The 14,014-nt window shown below is 60.4% G+C and carries 14 protein-coding genes and 1 pseudogene; 11 read left to right on the forward strand and 4 right to left on the reverse strand.

Annotated elements, in window-relative coordinates; all coding sequences use genetic code 11:
• Positions 1-65 precede the first annotated feature (65 nt).
• From coaBC to argB, 4 genes and pseudogenes are all read left to right on the forward strand, one after another.
• Positions 66-1,274, forward strand: a complete 1,209-nt coding sequence (coaBC, locus tag K5R88_RS20330) for a bifunctional phosphopantothenoylcysteine decarboxylase/phosphopantothenate--cysteine ligase CoaBC (protein WP_008030577.1) — start codon at positions 66-68, stop codon at positions 1,272-1,274.
• A gap of 5 nt (positions 1,275-1,279) precedes the next feature.
• Positions 1,280-1,735 carry a dUTP diphosphatase gene (gene dut, locus K5R88_RS20335; protein WP_008030580.1) on the forward strand — a complete coding sequence of 152 codons (456 nt, stop codon included), beginning with the start codon at positions 1,280-1,282 and terminating at the stop codon, positions 1,733-1,735.
• 283 nt (positions 1,736-2,018) lie between these two features.
• Positions 2,019-3,395: pseudogene (locus tag K5R88_RS20340) on the forward strand (phosphomannomutase/phosphoglucomutase); the annotation flags it as partial.
• Between the two features lie 17 nt (positions 3,396-3,412).
• Complete coding sequence (gene argB / locus K5R88_RS20345) at positions 3,413-4,318, forward strand: acetylglutamate kinase (protein WP_008030582.1); 906 nt, start codon at positions 3,413-3,415, stop codon at positions 4,316-4,318.
• Positions 4,319-4,489: 171 nt separating this feature from the next.
• Here the strand turns inward: argB and pyrE are convergent, their stop codons facing one another.
• Positions 4,490-5,134 (reverse strand): orotate phosphoribosyltransferase, encoded by a 645-nt coding sequence (gene pyrE / locus K5R88_RS20350; protein ID WP_008038033.1) that lies wholly within the window; start codon positions 5,132-5,134, stop codon positions 4,490-4,492.
• An 82-nt stretch (positions 5,135-5,216) separates the two neighbouring features.
• Here pyrE and K5R88_RS20355 point away from each other — a divergent pair, with 82 nt between their 5' ends.
• Entirely contained in the window at positions 5,217-5,996 is a 780-nt protein-coding gene (locus tag K5R88_RS20355) for an exodeoxyribonuclease III (RefSeq protein WP_008030595.1), read from the forward strand.
• A gap of 168 nt (positions 5,997-6,164) precedes the next feature.
• Here the strand turns inward: K5R88_RS20355 and K5R88_RS20360 are convergent, their stop codons facing one another.
• Together K5R88_RS20360 and rph are read right to left on the reverse strand one after the other, a co-directional pair.
• Entirely contained in the window at positions 6,165-6,533 is a 369-nt protein-coding gene (locus K5R88_RS20360; protein ID WP_008038052.1) for a DUF4870 domain-containing protein, read from the reverse strand.
• A gap of 29 nt (positions 6,534-6,562) precedes the next feature.
• Positions 6,563-7,285 carry a ribonuclease PH gene (rph, locus tag K5R88_RS20365; RefSeq protein ID WP_008030600.1) on the reverse strand — a complete coding sequence of 241 codons (723 nt, stop codon included), beginning with the start codon at positions 7,283-7,285 and terminating at the stop codon, positions 6,563-6,565.
• A 281-nt stretch (positions 7,286-7,566) separates the two neighbouring features.
• Here rph and K5R88_RS20370 point away from each other — a divergent pair, with 281 nt between their 5' ends.
• From K5R88_RS20370 to K5R88_RS20395, 6 genes are all read left to right on the forward strand, one after another.
• Positions 7,567-8,430, forward strand: coding sequence for a YicC/YloC family endoribonuclease (locus K5R88_RS20370; protein ID WP_008030602.1), 864 nt, complete (start codon positions 7,567-7,569; stop codon positions 8,428-8,430).
• 12 nt (positions 8,431-8,442) lie between these two features.
• The gene (gene gmk, locus K5R88_RS20375; RefSeq protein WP_192420542.1) at positions 8,443-9,063 is read left to right on the forward strand and encodes a guanylate kinase; all 621 of its coding nucleotides are present in this window, start codon (positions 8,443-8,445) and stop codon (positions 9,061-9,063) included.
• Between the two features lie 167 nt (positions 9,064-9,230).
• Positions 9,231-9,494 (forward strand): DNA-directed RNA polymerase subunit omega, encoded by a 264-nt coding sequence (rpoZ, locus tag K5R88_RS20380; protein ID WP_008030604.1) that lies wholly within the window; start codon positions 9,231-9,233, stop codon positions 9,492-9,494.
• A gap of 57 nt (positions 9,495-9,551) precedes the next feature.
• Positions 9,552-11,657, forward strand: a complete 2,106-nt coding sequence (gene spoT, locus K5R88_RS20385) for a bifunctional GTP diphosphokinase/guanosine-3',5'-bis pyrophosphate 3'-pyrophosphohydrolase (protein ID WP_008038056.1) — start codon at positions 9,552-9,554, stop codon at positions 11,655-11,657.
• 25 nt (positions 11,658-11,682) lie between these two features.
• The gene (locus K5R88_RS20390; RefSeq protein ID WP_003229509.1) at positions 11,683-12,063 is read left to right on the forward strand and encodes a RidA family protein; all 381 of its coding nucleotides are present in this window, start codon (positions 11,683-11,685) and stop codon (positions 12,061-12,063) included.
• A gap of 71 nt (positions 12,064-12,134) precedes the next feature.
• Entirely contained in the window at positions 12,135-12,875 is a 741-nt protein-coding gene (locus tag K5R88_RS20395; protein ID WP_226298259.1) for a hypothetical protein, read from the forward strand.
• A gap of 135 nt (positions 12,876-13,010) precedes the next feature.
• On the opposite strand, the gene K5R88_RS20400 is transcribed toward K5R88_RS20395, so the two are convergent.
• Positions 13,011-13,868: an SDR family oxidoreductase gene (locus K5R88_RS20400; RefSeq protein ID WP_223480131.1), complete on the reverse strand. Its 858-nt coding sequence runs from the start codon at positions 13,866-13,868 to the stop codon at positions 13,011-13,013.
• Between the last annotated feature and the right edge of the window lie 146 nt (positions 13,869-14,014).

Below are 14,014 nucleotides of genomic sequence, written 5' to 3' on the forward strand. Positions count from 1 at the left end.
GGGCGATTTCACTCCTGGGGAGGGGGTATCGCTACGCAGTCATCAACGAAATGAAAGGCAGACCTATGCAGCGGCTGTATCGGAAACGCATCGTTCTGGGCGTCGGCGGCGGTATTGCTGCCTACAAGAGCGCCGATCTGGTTCGCCGCCTGATCGATCAGGGCGCCGAAGTGCGCGTGGTCATGACCCGTGGCGGCGCTGAGTTCATCACTCCGCTGACCATGCAGGCCCTGTCCGGGCATCCGGTCCACCTGGACCTGCTGGACCCGGCGGCCGAAGCGGCGATGGGCCACATCGAACTCGCCAAGTGGGCCGACATGGTGCTGATCGCTCCGGCGACCGCGGACCTGATCGCCCGTCTGGCCCAAGGCATCGCCGACGACCTGCTGACCACGCTGGTGCTGGCCACCGACGCTGTGGTCGCCGTCGCCCCGGCGATGAACCAGGCCATGTGGCGCGACCCGGCGACCCAGGCCAACCTGCAAACCCTCGAAAGCCGCAGCATCAAGGCCTTCGGCCCGGCCTCGGGCAGCCAGGCCTGTGGTGACGTTGGCCTGGGCCGCATGCTCGAAGCCGTCGAACTCGCCCAGTGCGCGGCAGACTGCTTCCAGCGCCAGGCGCTGACCGGCAAACACGTGCTGATCACCGCCGGCCCGACCCAGGAAAACATCGACCCGGTGCGCTACATCACCAACCACAGCTCCGGGAAAATGGGCTTTGCCCTGGCCGAAGCCGCCGTTGAAGCAGGCGCCCGCGTGACCCTGATCACCGGCCCGGTGCACCTGCCGACGCCGGATCGCGTCACCCGCATCGACGTGGTCAGCGCTCGCGACATGCTCGCCGCCTGTGAAGCCGCGATCCCTTGCGACCTGTTCATCGCCTCGGCAGCAGTCGCGGACTACCGCCCCGAAGTCGTCGCCCCACAGAAACTCAAGAAAGACCCTACGAACGGCGACGGCTTGCTACTACAAATGGTCCGCAACCCAGACATTCTGGCCACCATCGCCACGCGCCCCGACCGCCCATTCAGTGTCGGTTTCGCCGCTGAAACCGAACACCTGCTCGATTACGCTGCGCGCAAGTTGAAAGACAAGAACCTCGATTTGATCGTCGCCAACGACGTCGCCAACCCGAGCATTGGCTTCAATAGCGAAGAAAACGCCTGCAGCGTGATCGACCGTGAGCTCCACGCCACACTTTTCGCCCAGACCAGCAAGAGCAAGATTGCTCGCCAGCTGATCACTTTTATCGCCGAACGTCTGAACCAGGTTTAATTTACATGCACGCTTTGCAAGCCAAGATCCTCGACCCACGCATCGGTACTGAATTCCCGCTGCCGCAATACGCCACCCCAGGCTCCGCCGGCCTCGACCTGCGCGCCATGCTGGAAAAAGACATCGTCATCAAACCGGGTGAAACCGTGCTGATCCCGACCGGCCTGTCCGTCTACATTGGCGATCCTGGCCTGGCGGCGCTGATTCTGCCGCGCTCCGGCCTGGGCCATAAGCACGGCATCGTGCTGGGCAACCTGGTCGGCCTGATCGACTCCGATTACCAGGGTCCGTTGATGGTTTCGTGCTGGAACCGCGGCCAGACCGATTTCAACATGGTGGTTGGCGAGCGTTTGGCCCAGCTGGTTCTGGTGCCGGTGGTTCAAGCGCACTTCGAGATGGTCGAAGAGTTCGTTGAAACCGAGCGCGGTGCGGGCGGTTTCGGGCATTCCGGCAAGCATTGATTTCTGGTTTTCAGGCTGGGCGCCCTGCCCGGCCTGAAGGGTGCTCTGCATTTTCAGAATGAAAATTGCATAGCCGTCATCTGGAAGGTTTAACACTGGAAAACAAGGCATTGGCTGGCCAAATCCTGGTTGGCGTTGGTGGCATGGCCTTTTCGCACCACGAACTCTCTGCGAAAAACGCCGTCATACCCTTCAGTTCGAGCCCGCCGAAGCGTTCTTCGCGCGCAGGTCCAGCCACTTTCGAGATGGAGCATTCCCACAGATGAGCAACCCAGCCCAAGTCGCACCCAAGTTCCCCGACAGCATTTTCCGCGCGTACGACATTCGCGGCACCGTCCCGGAATTCTTGAACGCTGAAACCGCTTACTGGCTCGGTCGCGCCATTGGCGCCCAAAGCCTGGCCCAGGACGAACCGAACGTCTCCGTTGGCCGCGACGGTCGCCTATCCGGCCCGGAACTGGTCGAGCAGCTGATCAAAGGCCTGGCCGAGGCCGGTTGCCACGTCAGCGACGTCGGCCTGGTGCCAACCCCGGCGCTGTACTACGCCGCCAACGTATTGGCCGGCAAATCGGGCGTGATGCTGACCGGCAGCCACAACCCGTCGAACTACAACGGCTTCAAGATCGTCATCGCTGGTGACACCTTGGCCAACGAACAGATCCAGGCCCTGCACGACCGCCTCAAGACCAACAACCTGAGCAGCGGCAAGGGCAGCATCACCAAGGTCGAGATCCTCGACCGCTACAACACCGAAATCGTCCAGGACATCAAACTGTCCCGCCGCCTCAAAGTCGTGGTCGACTGCGGCAACGGCGCGGCCGGCGTGATCGCCCCGCAATTGATCGAAGCGCTGAACTGCGAAGTCATCCCGCTGTTCTGCGAAGTCGACGGCAACTTCCCGAACCATCACCCGGACCCGGGCAAGCCTGAAAACCTTGTCGACCTGATCGCCAAGGTCAAGGCAACCAACGCCGACATCGGCCTGGCCTTCGACGGCGATGGCGACCGCGTTGGCGTAGTGACCAACACCGGCAGCATCGTCTACCCGGACCGCCTGCTGATGCTGTTCGCCCGCGACGTTGTGGCGCGCAATCCGGACGCGGAAATCATCTTCGACGTCAAATGCACCCGTCGCCTGACGCCGCTGATCAAGGAATACGGCGGTCGTCCGCTAATGTGGAAGACCGGTCATTCGTTGATCAAAAAGAAAATGAAACAAACCGGCGCCCTGCTGGCCGGCGAAATGAGTGGGCACATTTTCTTCAAGGAACGCTGGTTCGGTTTCGACGATGGCATTTACAGCGCCGCACGGCTGCTGGAAATCCTCAGCAAGGAAAAATCCACCGCGGAAGAGCTGTTTGCGACCTTCCCGAATGATATTTCTACGCCGGAAATCAATATCCATGTGACCGAAGAGAGCAAATTCAGCATCATTGATGCATTGCACGACGCGAAGTGGGGCGAAGGCGCCGACCTGACCACCATCGACGGCGTGCGAGTCGACTATGCCAAAGGCTGGGGCCTGGTGCGCGCGTCCAACACCACACCGGTGCTGGTGCTGCGCTTCGAGGCCGATGACGAGGCTGAATTGCAACGCATCAAGGACGTTTTCAAAGTCCAGTTGAAGCGTGTTGCACCTGATCTCCAACTACCGTTCTGATTCACCCGGAGCCCTGAATGACCCTCGAACGCGAAGCCGCCGCCAACACCGCCAAGGTCCTGTCCGAAGCGCTGCCTTACATCCGCCGCTATGTCGGCAAGACGCTGGTGATCAAATACGGCGGCAACGCGATGGAGAGCGAGGAGCTGAAAACCGGCTTCGCCCGCGACATCGTGCTGATGAAAGCCGTCGGGATTAACCCGGTGGTGGTTCACGGTGGCGGCCCGCAAATTGGCGATCTGCTCAAGCGACTGTCGATCGAGAGCCACTTTGTCGATGGCATGCGCGTCACCGACGCGGCAACCATGGACGTGGTGGAAATGGTCCTGGGCGGCCAGGTCAACAAAGACATCGTCAACCTGATCAACCGTCATGGCGGCAGCGCCATCGGCCTGACCGGTAAAGACGCCGAGCTGATTCGTGCGAAAAAGCTGACCGTCACCCGCCAGACGCCGGAGATGACCCAACCGGAAATCATCGACATCGGCCACGTCGGTGAAGTGGTCGGTATCAATACCGACTTGCTGAACCTGCTGGTCAAAGGCGACTTCATCCCGGTGATCGCGCCAATCGGCGTCGGTGCCAACGGCGAGTCTTACAACATCAACGCCGACCTGGTGGCCGGCAAGGTGGCCGAAGCGCTGAAAGCCGAGAAGTTGATGCTGCTGACCAACATCGCCGGGTTGATGGACAAGTCGGGCCAGGTCCTGACCGGCCTGAGCACTCAGCAGGTCGACGACCTGATCGCCGACGGCACGATCTACGGCGGCATGCTTCCGAAGATCCGTTGCGCACTGGAAGCGGTTCAGGGTGGCGTGGGCAGCTCGCTGATCATTGATGGTCGGGTGCCGAATGCGATCTTGCTGGAAATCTTCACCGATACCGGCGTGGGTACTTTGATCAGCAATCGCAAGCGTCACTAAGCGATAGCGCATACAAAAAGACCCCGCTCAGCCTGGCTGAGCGGGGTCTTTTTTTTGCCTGCGCGATCCCTTGTAGGAGCGAGGCTTGCCCGCGAAGGGGTCGTCACATTCAACAGGGATGTGACTGCGAGACCGCCTTCGCGGGCAAGCCTCGCTCCTACAATGTCGGCGTCAGACGCCGAATTGGGCGCGGTAGGCTTCTACGGCTGGCAGGTGCTGCTTGAGCTGTGGATCGTCGGCCAGGAATTCCAGCACCTGATTCAGCGAAACAATGCTGATCACCGGAATGCCGAAATCACGCTCCACTTCCTGGATCGCCGACAACTCGCCGTTGCCACGCTCCTGGCGGTTCAGGGCGATGAGCACGCCCGCCGCCTTGGCGCCGTCCTGGGAAGCGATGATCTGCATCACTTCGCGGATCGCGGTGCCGGCGGTGATCACGTCGTCGATGATCAGCACATCGCCGGTCAATGGCGCGCCGACCAGGCTGCCGCCTTCGCCGTGGGCCTTGGCCTCTTTGCGGTTGAAGCACCATGGCAAATCACGGTCGTGATGTTCAGCCAGGGCCACTGCGGTGGTCGCCGCCAAAGGGATGCCTTTGTAGGCAGGGCCAAACAATACGTCGAAGGGAATGCCGCTCTCGACGATGGCCGCCGCGTAGAAACGACCCAGCTGCGCCAGGGCCGAACCCGAGTTGAACAGGCCGGCATTGAAGAAGTATGGACTGGTACGCCCGGACTTCAGGGTGAACTCACCGAAGCGCAAAACGCCGCGATCGATGGCAAAACGAATGAAATCGCGCTGATACGCTTGCATGAAAAAAACCCCAAATACCACGGATTTAGCTAATTAGGTTGACGCCGTGTATCATACACGCACGCGATTTTTGGGGCCATTTATGCGGATCATCAGTGTGAACGTCAATGGTATTCAGGCTGCAGTGGAGCGAGGTTTGCTCAGTTGGCTGCAAGCACAGAATGCCGACGTCATCTGCCTGCAGGACACCCGCGCCTCCGCCTTTGAACTGGACGATCCAGCCTTCCAACTGGATGGCTACTTCCTTTATGCCTGCGAAGCCGAAGTTCCCGCCCAGGGTGGCGTGGCTTTGTATTCGCGGTTGCAGCCGAAGGCAGTCATCAGCGGTCTCGGTTTCGAGACGGCCGACCGCTACGGGCGCTACCTGCAAGCCGATTTCGACAAGGTCAGCATCGCGACCTTGCTGCTCCCTTCGGGGCAGAACGGCGATGAAGACTTGAACCAGAAGTTCAAGCTAATGGACGACTTCGCCCGTTATCTGGATAAACAGCGACGCAAACGTCGCGAGTACATTTACTGTGGCTCGCTGTACGTGGCGCAACAGAAGCTGGATATCAAGAACTGGCGCGACAGCCAGCAATCCCCGGGCTTCCTGGCACCTGAGCGTGCCTGGATGGACGAGATTGTCGGCAACATGGGTTATGTCGATGCCCTGCGCGAAGTCAGCCGTGAAGGTGATCAGTACAGCTGGTGGCCGGACAATGAGCAGGCTGAGATGCTCAACCTGGGCTGGCGCTTCGATTACCAGATACTGACGCCGGGCCTGCGCCGCTTTGTACGTAGCGCTCGCTTGCCACGTCAGCCACGGTTTTCGCAGCATGCACCACTGATCGTGGACTACGACTGGACGCTGACCATCTAGACGTCGTTACACAGACACAAAAAAGCCGACAGCAGTGTCGGCTTTTTTGTGGGCGCCTCATTCTTGTAGGAGCGAGGCTTGCCCGCGAAAGCGATTTAACAGCCGACATTTATGCCGGATGTGACGGCCTCTTCGCGGGCAAGCCTCGCTCCTACAGGGCTGTGTCGCCTATTTGATCAACCGCCAAGTGAACGGATACCGATACGGCACCCCCTCATTGGCCTTCACGCCAGCAATGATCGTCAACACCAACGCACCGATCGCCAGCAACCCGAACAGGAAGAACCCAATGATCAACACCATCAGCAGGAAGCAGATGGCCGAAGCGATGGCGACGGTGATCTGAAAGTTCAGCGCCTCCTTGCCCTGCGCATCGACAAACGGGTCCATCTCGCGCTTCATCTGCCAGAGAATCAGCGGGCCGATCAGCGTGCCGAACGGAATCCAGATCCCCAGCAAGGCGGACAGGTGACAAAACATCGCCCATTGCCGAACTTCTTTGCTCGGGACGGGAAGCAGCTCTTGCTCGTCACTCATGTTGTCCTCCTTGTCTGGAATGGTTCCGGTCAGTCAGCCAGTGCAGCCTTTTGCAGTTCGAAGATTTCGGTCATGCCTTTCTTCGCCAGTTCAAGCATAGCGGTCAACTCTTCAGGCTGGAACGGCGCGCCTTCGGCAGTGCCCTGAACTTCGATGAAGCCGCCAGTGCTGGTCATCACCACGTTCAGGTCGGTCTCGGCAGCCGAGTCTTCCAGGTAGTCGAGGTCGAGCACAGGCTCGCCCTGGTACATGCCCACCGAAACGGCGGCGATCATTTGCTTGAGCGGGTCGCCGCCTTTCAGGCCGCCGCGCTTCTTGATCACTTTCAAGGCATCGACCAGCGCAACCATCGCGCCGGTGATGGACGCGGTGCGAGTGCCGCCGTCAGCCTGGATCACGTCGCAGTCGACGTACAGGGTGACGTCGCCCAGCTTGGACATGTCCAGCGAGGCGCGCAGCGAACGACCGATCAGACGCTGGATTTCCAGGGTGCGGCCGCCTTGCTTGCCGCGGCTCGCTTCACGCTGGTTACGCTCGCCGGTGGCGCGCGGCAGCATGCCGTATTCGGCGGTCAACCAGCCTTGGCCCTGACCTTTGAGGAAACGCGGCACGCCGTTTTCGACGCTGACGGTGCAGATGACTTTGGTATCACCGAATTCGACCAGTACGGATCCCTCGGCGTGTTTGGTGTAGTTGCGGGTAATGCGGATCGAGCGGAGCTGATCGGCAGCGCGACCACTTGGACGTTTCATAGGGAATACCTGTACGGGGGACGGAAAACTGCCGAGCATTATAGAGCCGCGCGCCAATACTGGGCACTTCTAAAAAATCCGCCCGACGATTGAAGGCTCTGGCTTGAGCTTGGAACAGTGCTTTACCGACGGCCTGCAGCCCTTTGTCACACCGTGTGTTTGGGCGCATCCGCCCCACTGCGCTACAATCCTGCGCCTTTGCTGCCTGTCGGCTTTAATTCACAGATAGCGGGTCCGCGAAACCTTTGGTAACGCATCGACCTGCATTGCGAGGTACCTCCATGGTGCACAGCATGACCGCCTTCGCCCGCGTCGAAAAAGCCGGCGTCCAAGGCACCCTGAGCTGGGAACTGCGCTCGGTCAACAGCCGCTACCTGGAACCGCACTTGCGTCTGCCGGAGTCGTTTCGCGATCTCGAAGGCGCGGTCCGCGAAGCGCTGCGCCAAGGCATCTCCCGAGGCAAACTCGAATGCACCCTGCGCTTCACCGAAGAGAACACCGATAAACCCCTGCAAGTGGATCGCGAGCGCGCCGCGCAATTGGTCGCCGCCGCCGAGACCATCGCCGGCCTGATCAAGAACCCGGCCGCGCTGAACCCGCTGGAAGTGCTGGCCTGGCCCGGCGTGCTGGTGGGCGATGCCACCGACCCGCAAGCCCTGAATGCCGAAGCGCTGGCGCTGTTCAACGAAGGCCTGAAGGAACTCAAGGCTGGCCGCGAGCGCGAAGGCGCGGAGCTGGCACGGCTGATCAACGATCGCCTGACGTCCATTGAAGAAGACGTGGTGACCCTGCGCGAACTGGTCCCGCAGATGCTCGCCACCCAGCGCCAGAAAGTCCTCGACCGCTTTGCCGACATGAAGGCGGAAATGGACCCGCAGCGTCTGGAACAGGAAATGGTCATGCTCGCTCAGAAGAGCGACGTCGCCGAAGAACTGGATCGCCTGAGCACTCATATCATCGAAGTTCGCCGGGTACTCAAGTCCGGCGGCGCTGCCGGCCGGCGCCTCGACTTCCTGATGCAGGAGCTCAACCGCGAAGCCAACACACTGGGCTCCAAAGCCTTCGACCCGCGCAGCACTCAGGCGGCGGTCAACCTCAAGGTGTTGATCGAGCAGATGCGCGAACAAGTGCAGAATATTGAGTAAGGCAAACCCGACATGACCCACAGCACCGGCACCCTGTACATCATTTCCGCCCCTTCGGGCGCGGGCAAGAGCAGCCTGGTCAAAGCCCTGACCGACGCTGATGCGGAGATCCGCGTCTCGGTCTCCCACACCACCCGCGCCATGCGCCCCGGTGAAGTGGACGGCGTGAACTATCACTTCGTCGAACGCGGCGAGTTCGTGAAGATGATCGAGCACGGCGATTTCCTCGAGCGCGCCGAAGTATTCGGCAACCTCTACGGCACTTCGCAAAGCCACCTGCAGCAGACCCTGGACGAAGGCCACGACCTGATTCTGGAAATCGACTGGCAAGGCGCCGAGCAAGTGCGCAAGTTGATGCCCCAGGCCCGTTCGATCTTCATTCTGCCGCCGTCCCTGCAGGCCTTGCACCAGCGCCTGACCAATCGCGGCCAGGACAGCGACGAGATCATTGACGGTCGCATGCGTGAAGCCGTCAGCGAGATGAGCCACTACGTTGACTACGACTACCTGATCATCAACGACGATTTCGCCCATGCCCTGCGCGATTTGCAGGCGATTTTCCGTGCCAATCAGCTGCATCAGAAGCGTCAGCAGCAGCGCAACGGCAAACTTTTGGCTGAATTGCTCGGCTAAACAGCTCTTCCCAAAACCGCTGCAAGGGCTTTACATTGGCACTTGCAGCGCGTTGAAGGGCTTGGTCAAAAAATCAGCGCTTCCCTAATCGCTGGTGATTTTTTAAACTGTTGAGTCCGCTCGCCCAACCGGGCAGCGCGCATATTGCATTCGCTCCGAGGAATACCATGGCCCGCGTAACCGTTGAAGACTGCCTAGAACACGTGGAAAACCGCTTTGAGCTGGTCATGCTCTCTACCAAGCGTGCCCGTCAACTGGCCACCGGTGGCAAAGAGCCGCTGGTTCAGTGGGAAAACGACAAGCCTACCGTTGTAGCGCTGCGTGAAATCGCTGAAGGCCTGATGAGCTACGAGTTCATCGCCGAGCAAGAAATCGTCCAGGATGAACCGCTGTTCGCAGCGTTCGAGGACGAGTCCAACGAGGCCGTCTAAGCCTATGCCTGGTCGACGTAGCACGGCGCGGGGTCACAGCGAACGGCAGGAGTCATCATGCCGAGCATAGACGCCCTCGCCGATCGCTTATCGACCTACCTCGGCAAGGACCAGGTCAACCTGGTCCGCCGAGCGTACTTCTACGCCGAACAAGCCCACGACGGCCAACGCCGCCGCAGTGGCGAGGCGTACGTCACGCATCCTCTTGCGGTGGCGAATATTCTTGCCGACATGCACATGGACCATCAGAGTTTGATGGCTGCGATGCTGCATGACGTAATCGAAGACACCGGTATTGCCAAGGAAGCGCTGCAAGCGCAGTTCGGCGAAACCGTGGCCGAACTGGTCGATGGCGTCAGCAAGCTGACCCAGATGAACTTCGAGACCAAGGCCGAAGCCCAGGCCGAAAACTTCCAAAAAATGGCCATGGCCATGGCGCGCGACATTCGCGTGATCCTGGTCAAACTCGCCGACCGCCTGCACAACATGCGCACGCTGGAAGTCCTGTCCGGAGAGAAACGCCGGCGGATCGCCAAGGAAACCCTGGAAATCTATGCGCCCATCGCCAACCGGCTGGGCATGCACGCCATCCGCATAGAATTCGAAGACCTCGGCTTCAAGGCCATGCACCCGATGCGTTCCGCGCGGATCAACCAGGCGGTCAAACGCGCCCGGGGCAACCGCAAGGAAATCGTCAACAAGATCGAAGAATCCCTCGGTCACTGCCTGGCCATCGATGGGATTCAGGGCGAAGTCAGCGGTCGCCAGAAACACCTCTACGGCATCTACAAGAAAATGCGCGGCAAGCGTCGGGCCTTCAACGAGATCATGGACGTCTACGCGTTCCGGATCATCGTCGACAAGGTCGATACCTGCTACCGCGTACTGGGTGCTGTACACAATTTGTACAAACCGCTGCCGGGGCGCTTCAAGGATTACATCGCGATCCCCAAGGCGAACGGCTACCAGTCGTTGCACACCACGTTGTTCGGCATGCACGGTGTTCCGATCGAGATCCAGATCCGCACCCGTGAAATGGAAGAGATGGCCAATAACGGCATCGCCGCCCATTGGCTGTACAAATCCAGCGGCGACGAGCAGCCCAAAGGCACTCACGCCCGCGCCCGCCAGTGGGTCAAAGGCGTGCTGGAAATGCAGCAACGCGCCGGCAACTCGCTGGAATTCATCGAAAGCGTGAAGATCGACCTGTTCCCGGACGAGGTCTACGTGTTCACGCCCAAAGGCCGGATCATGGAGCTGCCCAAAGGCTCCACGGCGGTCGACTTCGCTTACGCGGTGCACACCGACGTGGGCAACAGCTGCATTGCCTGTCGGATCAATCGTCGTCTCGCGCCGTTGTCCGAACCGCTGCAAAGCGGCTCCACGGTCGAGATCGTCAGTGCTCCCGGCGCACGGCCGAACCCGGCGTGGCTCAATTTCGTGGTCACCGGCAAGGCGCGAACCCATATCCGCCACGCACTGAAACTGCAACGCCGCTCCGAATCCATCAGCCTCGGCGAACGCCTGCTGAACAAGGTCCTCAACGGTTTCGACAGCGCCCTGGACAAAGTCCCGGCCGAGCGCGTGAAGGCCATGCTTACCGAGTACCGCCTCGAACTGATCGAAGATCTGCTCGAAGACATCGGCCTGGGCAATCGCATGGCTTACGTGGTTGCCCGCCGCCTGCTGGGCGAAGGCGAACAGTTGCCAAGCGCGGAAGGCCCGCTGGCGATTCGCGGCACCGAAGGTCTGGTGCTCAGCTACGCCAAGTGCTGCACGCCGATCCCGGGCGACCCGATTGTCGGTCACCTGTCGGCGGGCAAAGGCATGGTTGTGCACCTCGACAACTGCCGCAACATCAGCGAAATCCGCCACAACCCGGAAAAATGCATCCAGCTCTCGTGGGCCAAGGATGTCACCGGCGAATTCAACGTCGAGCTGCGCGTCGAGCTGGAACACCAGCGCGGCTTGATCGCACTGCTGGCCAGCAGCGTCAACGCGGCCGACGGCAATATCGAAAAAATCAGCATGGACGAACGCGATGGTCGCATCAGCGTGGTCCAACTGGTGGTCAGCGTGCACGACCGTGTGCATCTGGCCCGCGTAATCAAGAAACTGCGCGCACTGACCGGGGTGATCCGCATCACCCGCATGCGCGCCTAAGCCAACCTATTACAAGGAGTCATTCATGACCAAGACTGTTATCACCAGCGATAAGGCCCCGGCCGCCATCGGCACTTACTCCCAGGCGATCAAGGCTGGCAACACCGTTTACATGTCGGGTCAGATTCCTCTGGACCCAAAAACCATGGAACTGGTTGAAGGCTTCGAAGCCCAGACCGTCCAGGTGTTCGAGAACCTGAAAGCCGTGGCCGAAGCCGCTGGTGGTTCGTTCAAGGACATCGTCAAACTGAACATCTTTCTCACCGACCTGAGCCACTTCGCCAAGGTCAACGAGATCATGGGCAAGTACTTTGACCAGCCATACCCAGCCCGCGCCGCCATCGGCGTAGCCGCCCTGCCAAAGGGTTCGCAGGTTGAAATGGATGCCATTCTGGTCATCGAGTAATGCGTTCGGCGCAGCCCGAAAGGCTGCGCCAATGCCGTATGTATAAAAAAGCGTTTTGAAAGGATTCCACCATGCGCACTGCGCTTGCTGTCTCGCTGGTCGCCCTACTCTTGGGCGGATGTGCCAGCAACCCTGCCGACCGCGACATCAGCGGCACCTGGATCAATCAGGTGGCGATCGATGCTGCGTCCAAAGGCGGCCCCCTGCGCGAAGCGCTCCAGGCCTATGGTCCGAACCTGGAATGGGACGTCAACACCAAGGCCGGTCAGGCCCGCTACACCAACGGTTTTGAGAACGTCGAAGGCAAGCTGCTGGGCGAAGCGTCCGGCGCCTGGAAAGTCGACTTCTACGGCAGTTCCGCCAGTGAGCTGAAGCGTGACGGCAAGCAACTGGCCCAAGTCGCCAGCGACAACGAACCCGCACAGGTCTTCGACCGCGCGCTGATCCCGGTGCCGGATGGCGCACCGATGGGTGCCAGCTTCGAACGCGCGCTGTATTCCGCCTACATGGGCGGCAACTGGAAAGTCATCAGTGGTCCCGGCGAAGGCAGCTCCGTGCAGTTCCAGGCCGACGGCCAGGTAACCGGTTTGCCGGGTGCGGATCGCTACGCGCTGTGTCTGGCGGGCGATTGCGCATCGATGAGCGGCGGCAACGACAACATGTGGTTGCAGCTCAAGGGCCAGGGCAACACCTGGATCTTTGCGCGCAAGGGCAAGGAACTGGAGATCCTCCAGGCTGTGAACACCGCGCAGGCAGACGAAATGCCGCAGTTCACGCCGGGTGATCGCAAGTGGTTGCTGGAAAAGCAGTAACCCGCAAGCCCCACGCGAAACCAATGTAGGAGCCGGCTTGCTGGCGATGGCGGTGTATCAGCCAACAGAGATGTTGGATGTTACGGCCTCATCGCCAGCAAGCCGGCTCCTACAGTTGTATGTGGGGCCTGGAAATCAGCAGCGGCCTTCGAGAATGGCGGCGTACCCTTCGCGATAGCTCGGGTACTTCGGCACCCAACCCAAGGCCTTCACCCGCGCATTGCTGCACTGCTTGCTGCCCGTGCGCCGCACACTCGCATCGTCAGCCCATTCGGTCACGCCCAGATATTCACGCAACCAATCCACCACTTCGGCCAGTGGTGCAGGCGCGTCGTCGACGCCGATATAAACGTCATCCAACGCCACACCGCGCCGATCCGCCTCAAGCAGAAACGCCATCAAGCCAGCCGCGTCATCCACGTGAATCCGATTGCCATACAACGGCGGATCAATAGCCACGCGATACCCGCGACGAACCTGCGTCAGCAGCCATTCGCGGCCCGGGCCGTAGATGCCGGTCAAACGCACGATGCTTGCCGGGATGCCACTGTTGAGTGCCACTTGTTCCGCCTCCAGCATCAGTCGACCTGAATAGCCGGCAGCGATGGTCGGCGACGTTTCGTCGACCCACTCGCCGTCCTGCTGGCCGTAAACGCTGCTACTGGAAACGAACAGCAGGCGATTGGGCACCTGTCCGTAGTCGTCCAGCCACTCGATCACATGCTGTAAGCCCTCGACATAAGCGGCGCGGTAACCGGCTTCATCGTGATCGGTGGCTGCCGCGCAATACACCAGGTAGTCCACCGCACCGACCGGCCAGGTTTGCGGGCAATCCTTGTTGAACAAGTCACCGGCAACGCCAATCACCCCCTCGGGCAGGCGCGAGACGTCACGGCGCAGGCCATGGACCTCCCACCCGCAAGCGAGCAATTGTGTAGCCAGACGACTGCCGACATCACCGCAGCCGGCGATCAAAACAGAGGGCGCGGACATCAAAAAACTCCTATCGGAAAGCCACAGACTAGCGCCGGCAATGGACGAGCGGCTAGCAATGAAGGAAAAAAAGATACTCTATTACTTCTGTTAACAAGAATTACTTGCAATAATGCCCGCCACTTTTGTTCTCGGCCTTCGAGGCC

This window comes from Pseudomonas sp. MM213 (assembly GCF_020423045.1).
Lineage (GTDB): Bacteria > Pseudomonadota > Gammaproteobacteria > Pseudomonadales > Pseudomonadaceae > Aquipseudomonas > Aquipseudomonas migulae.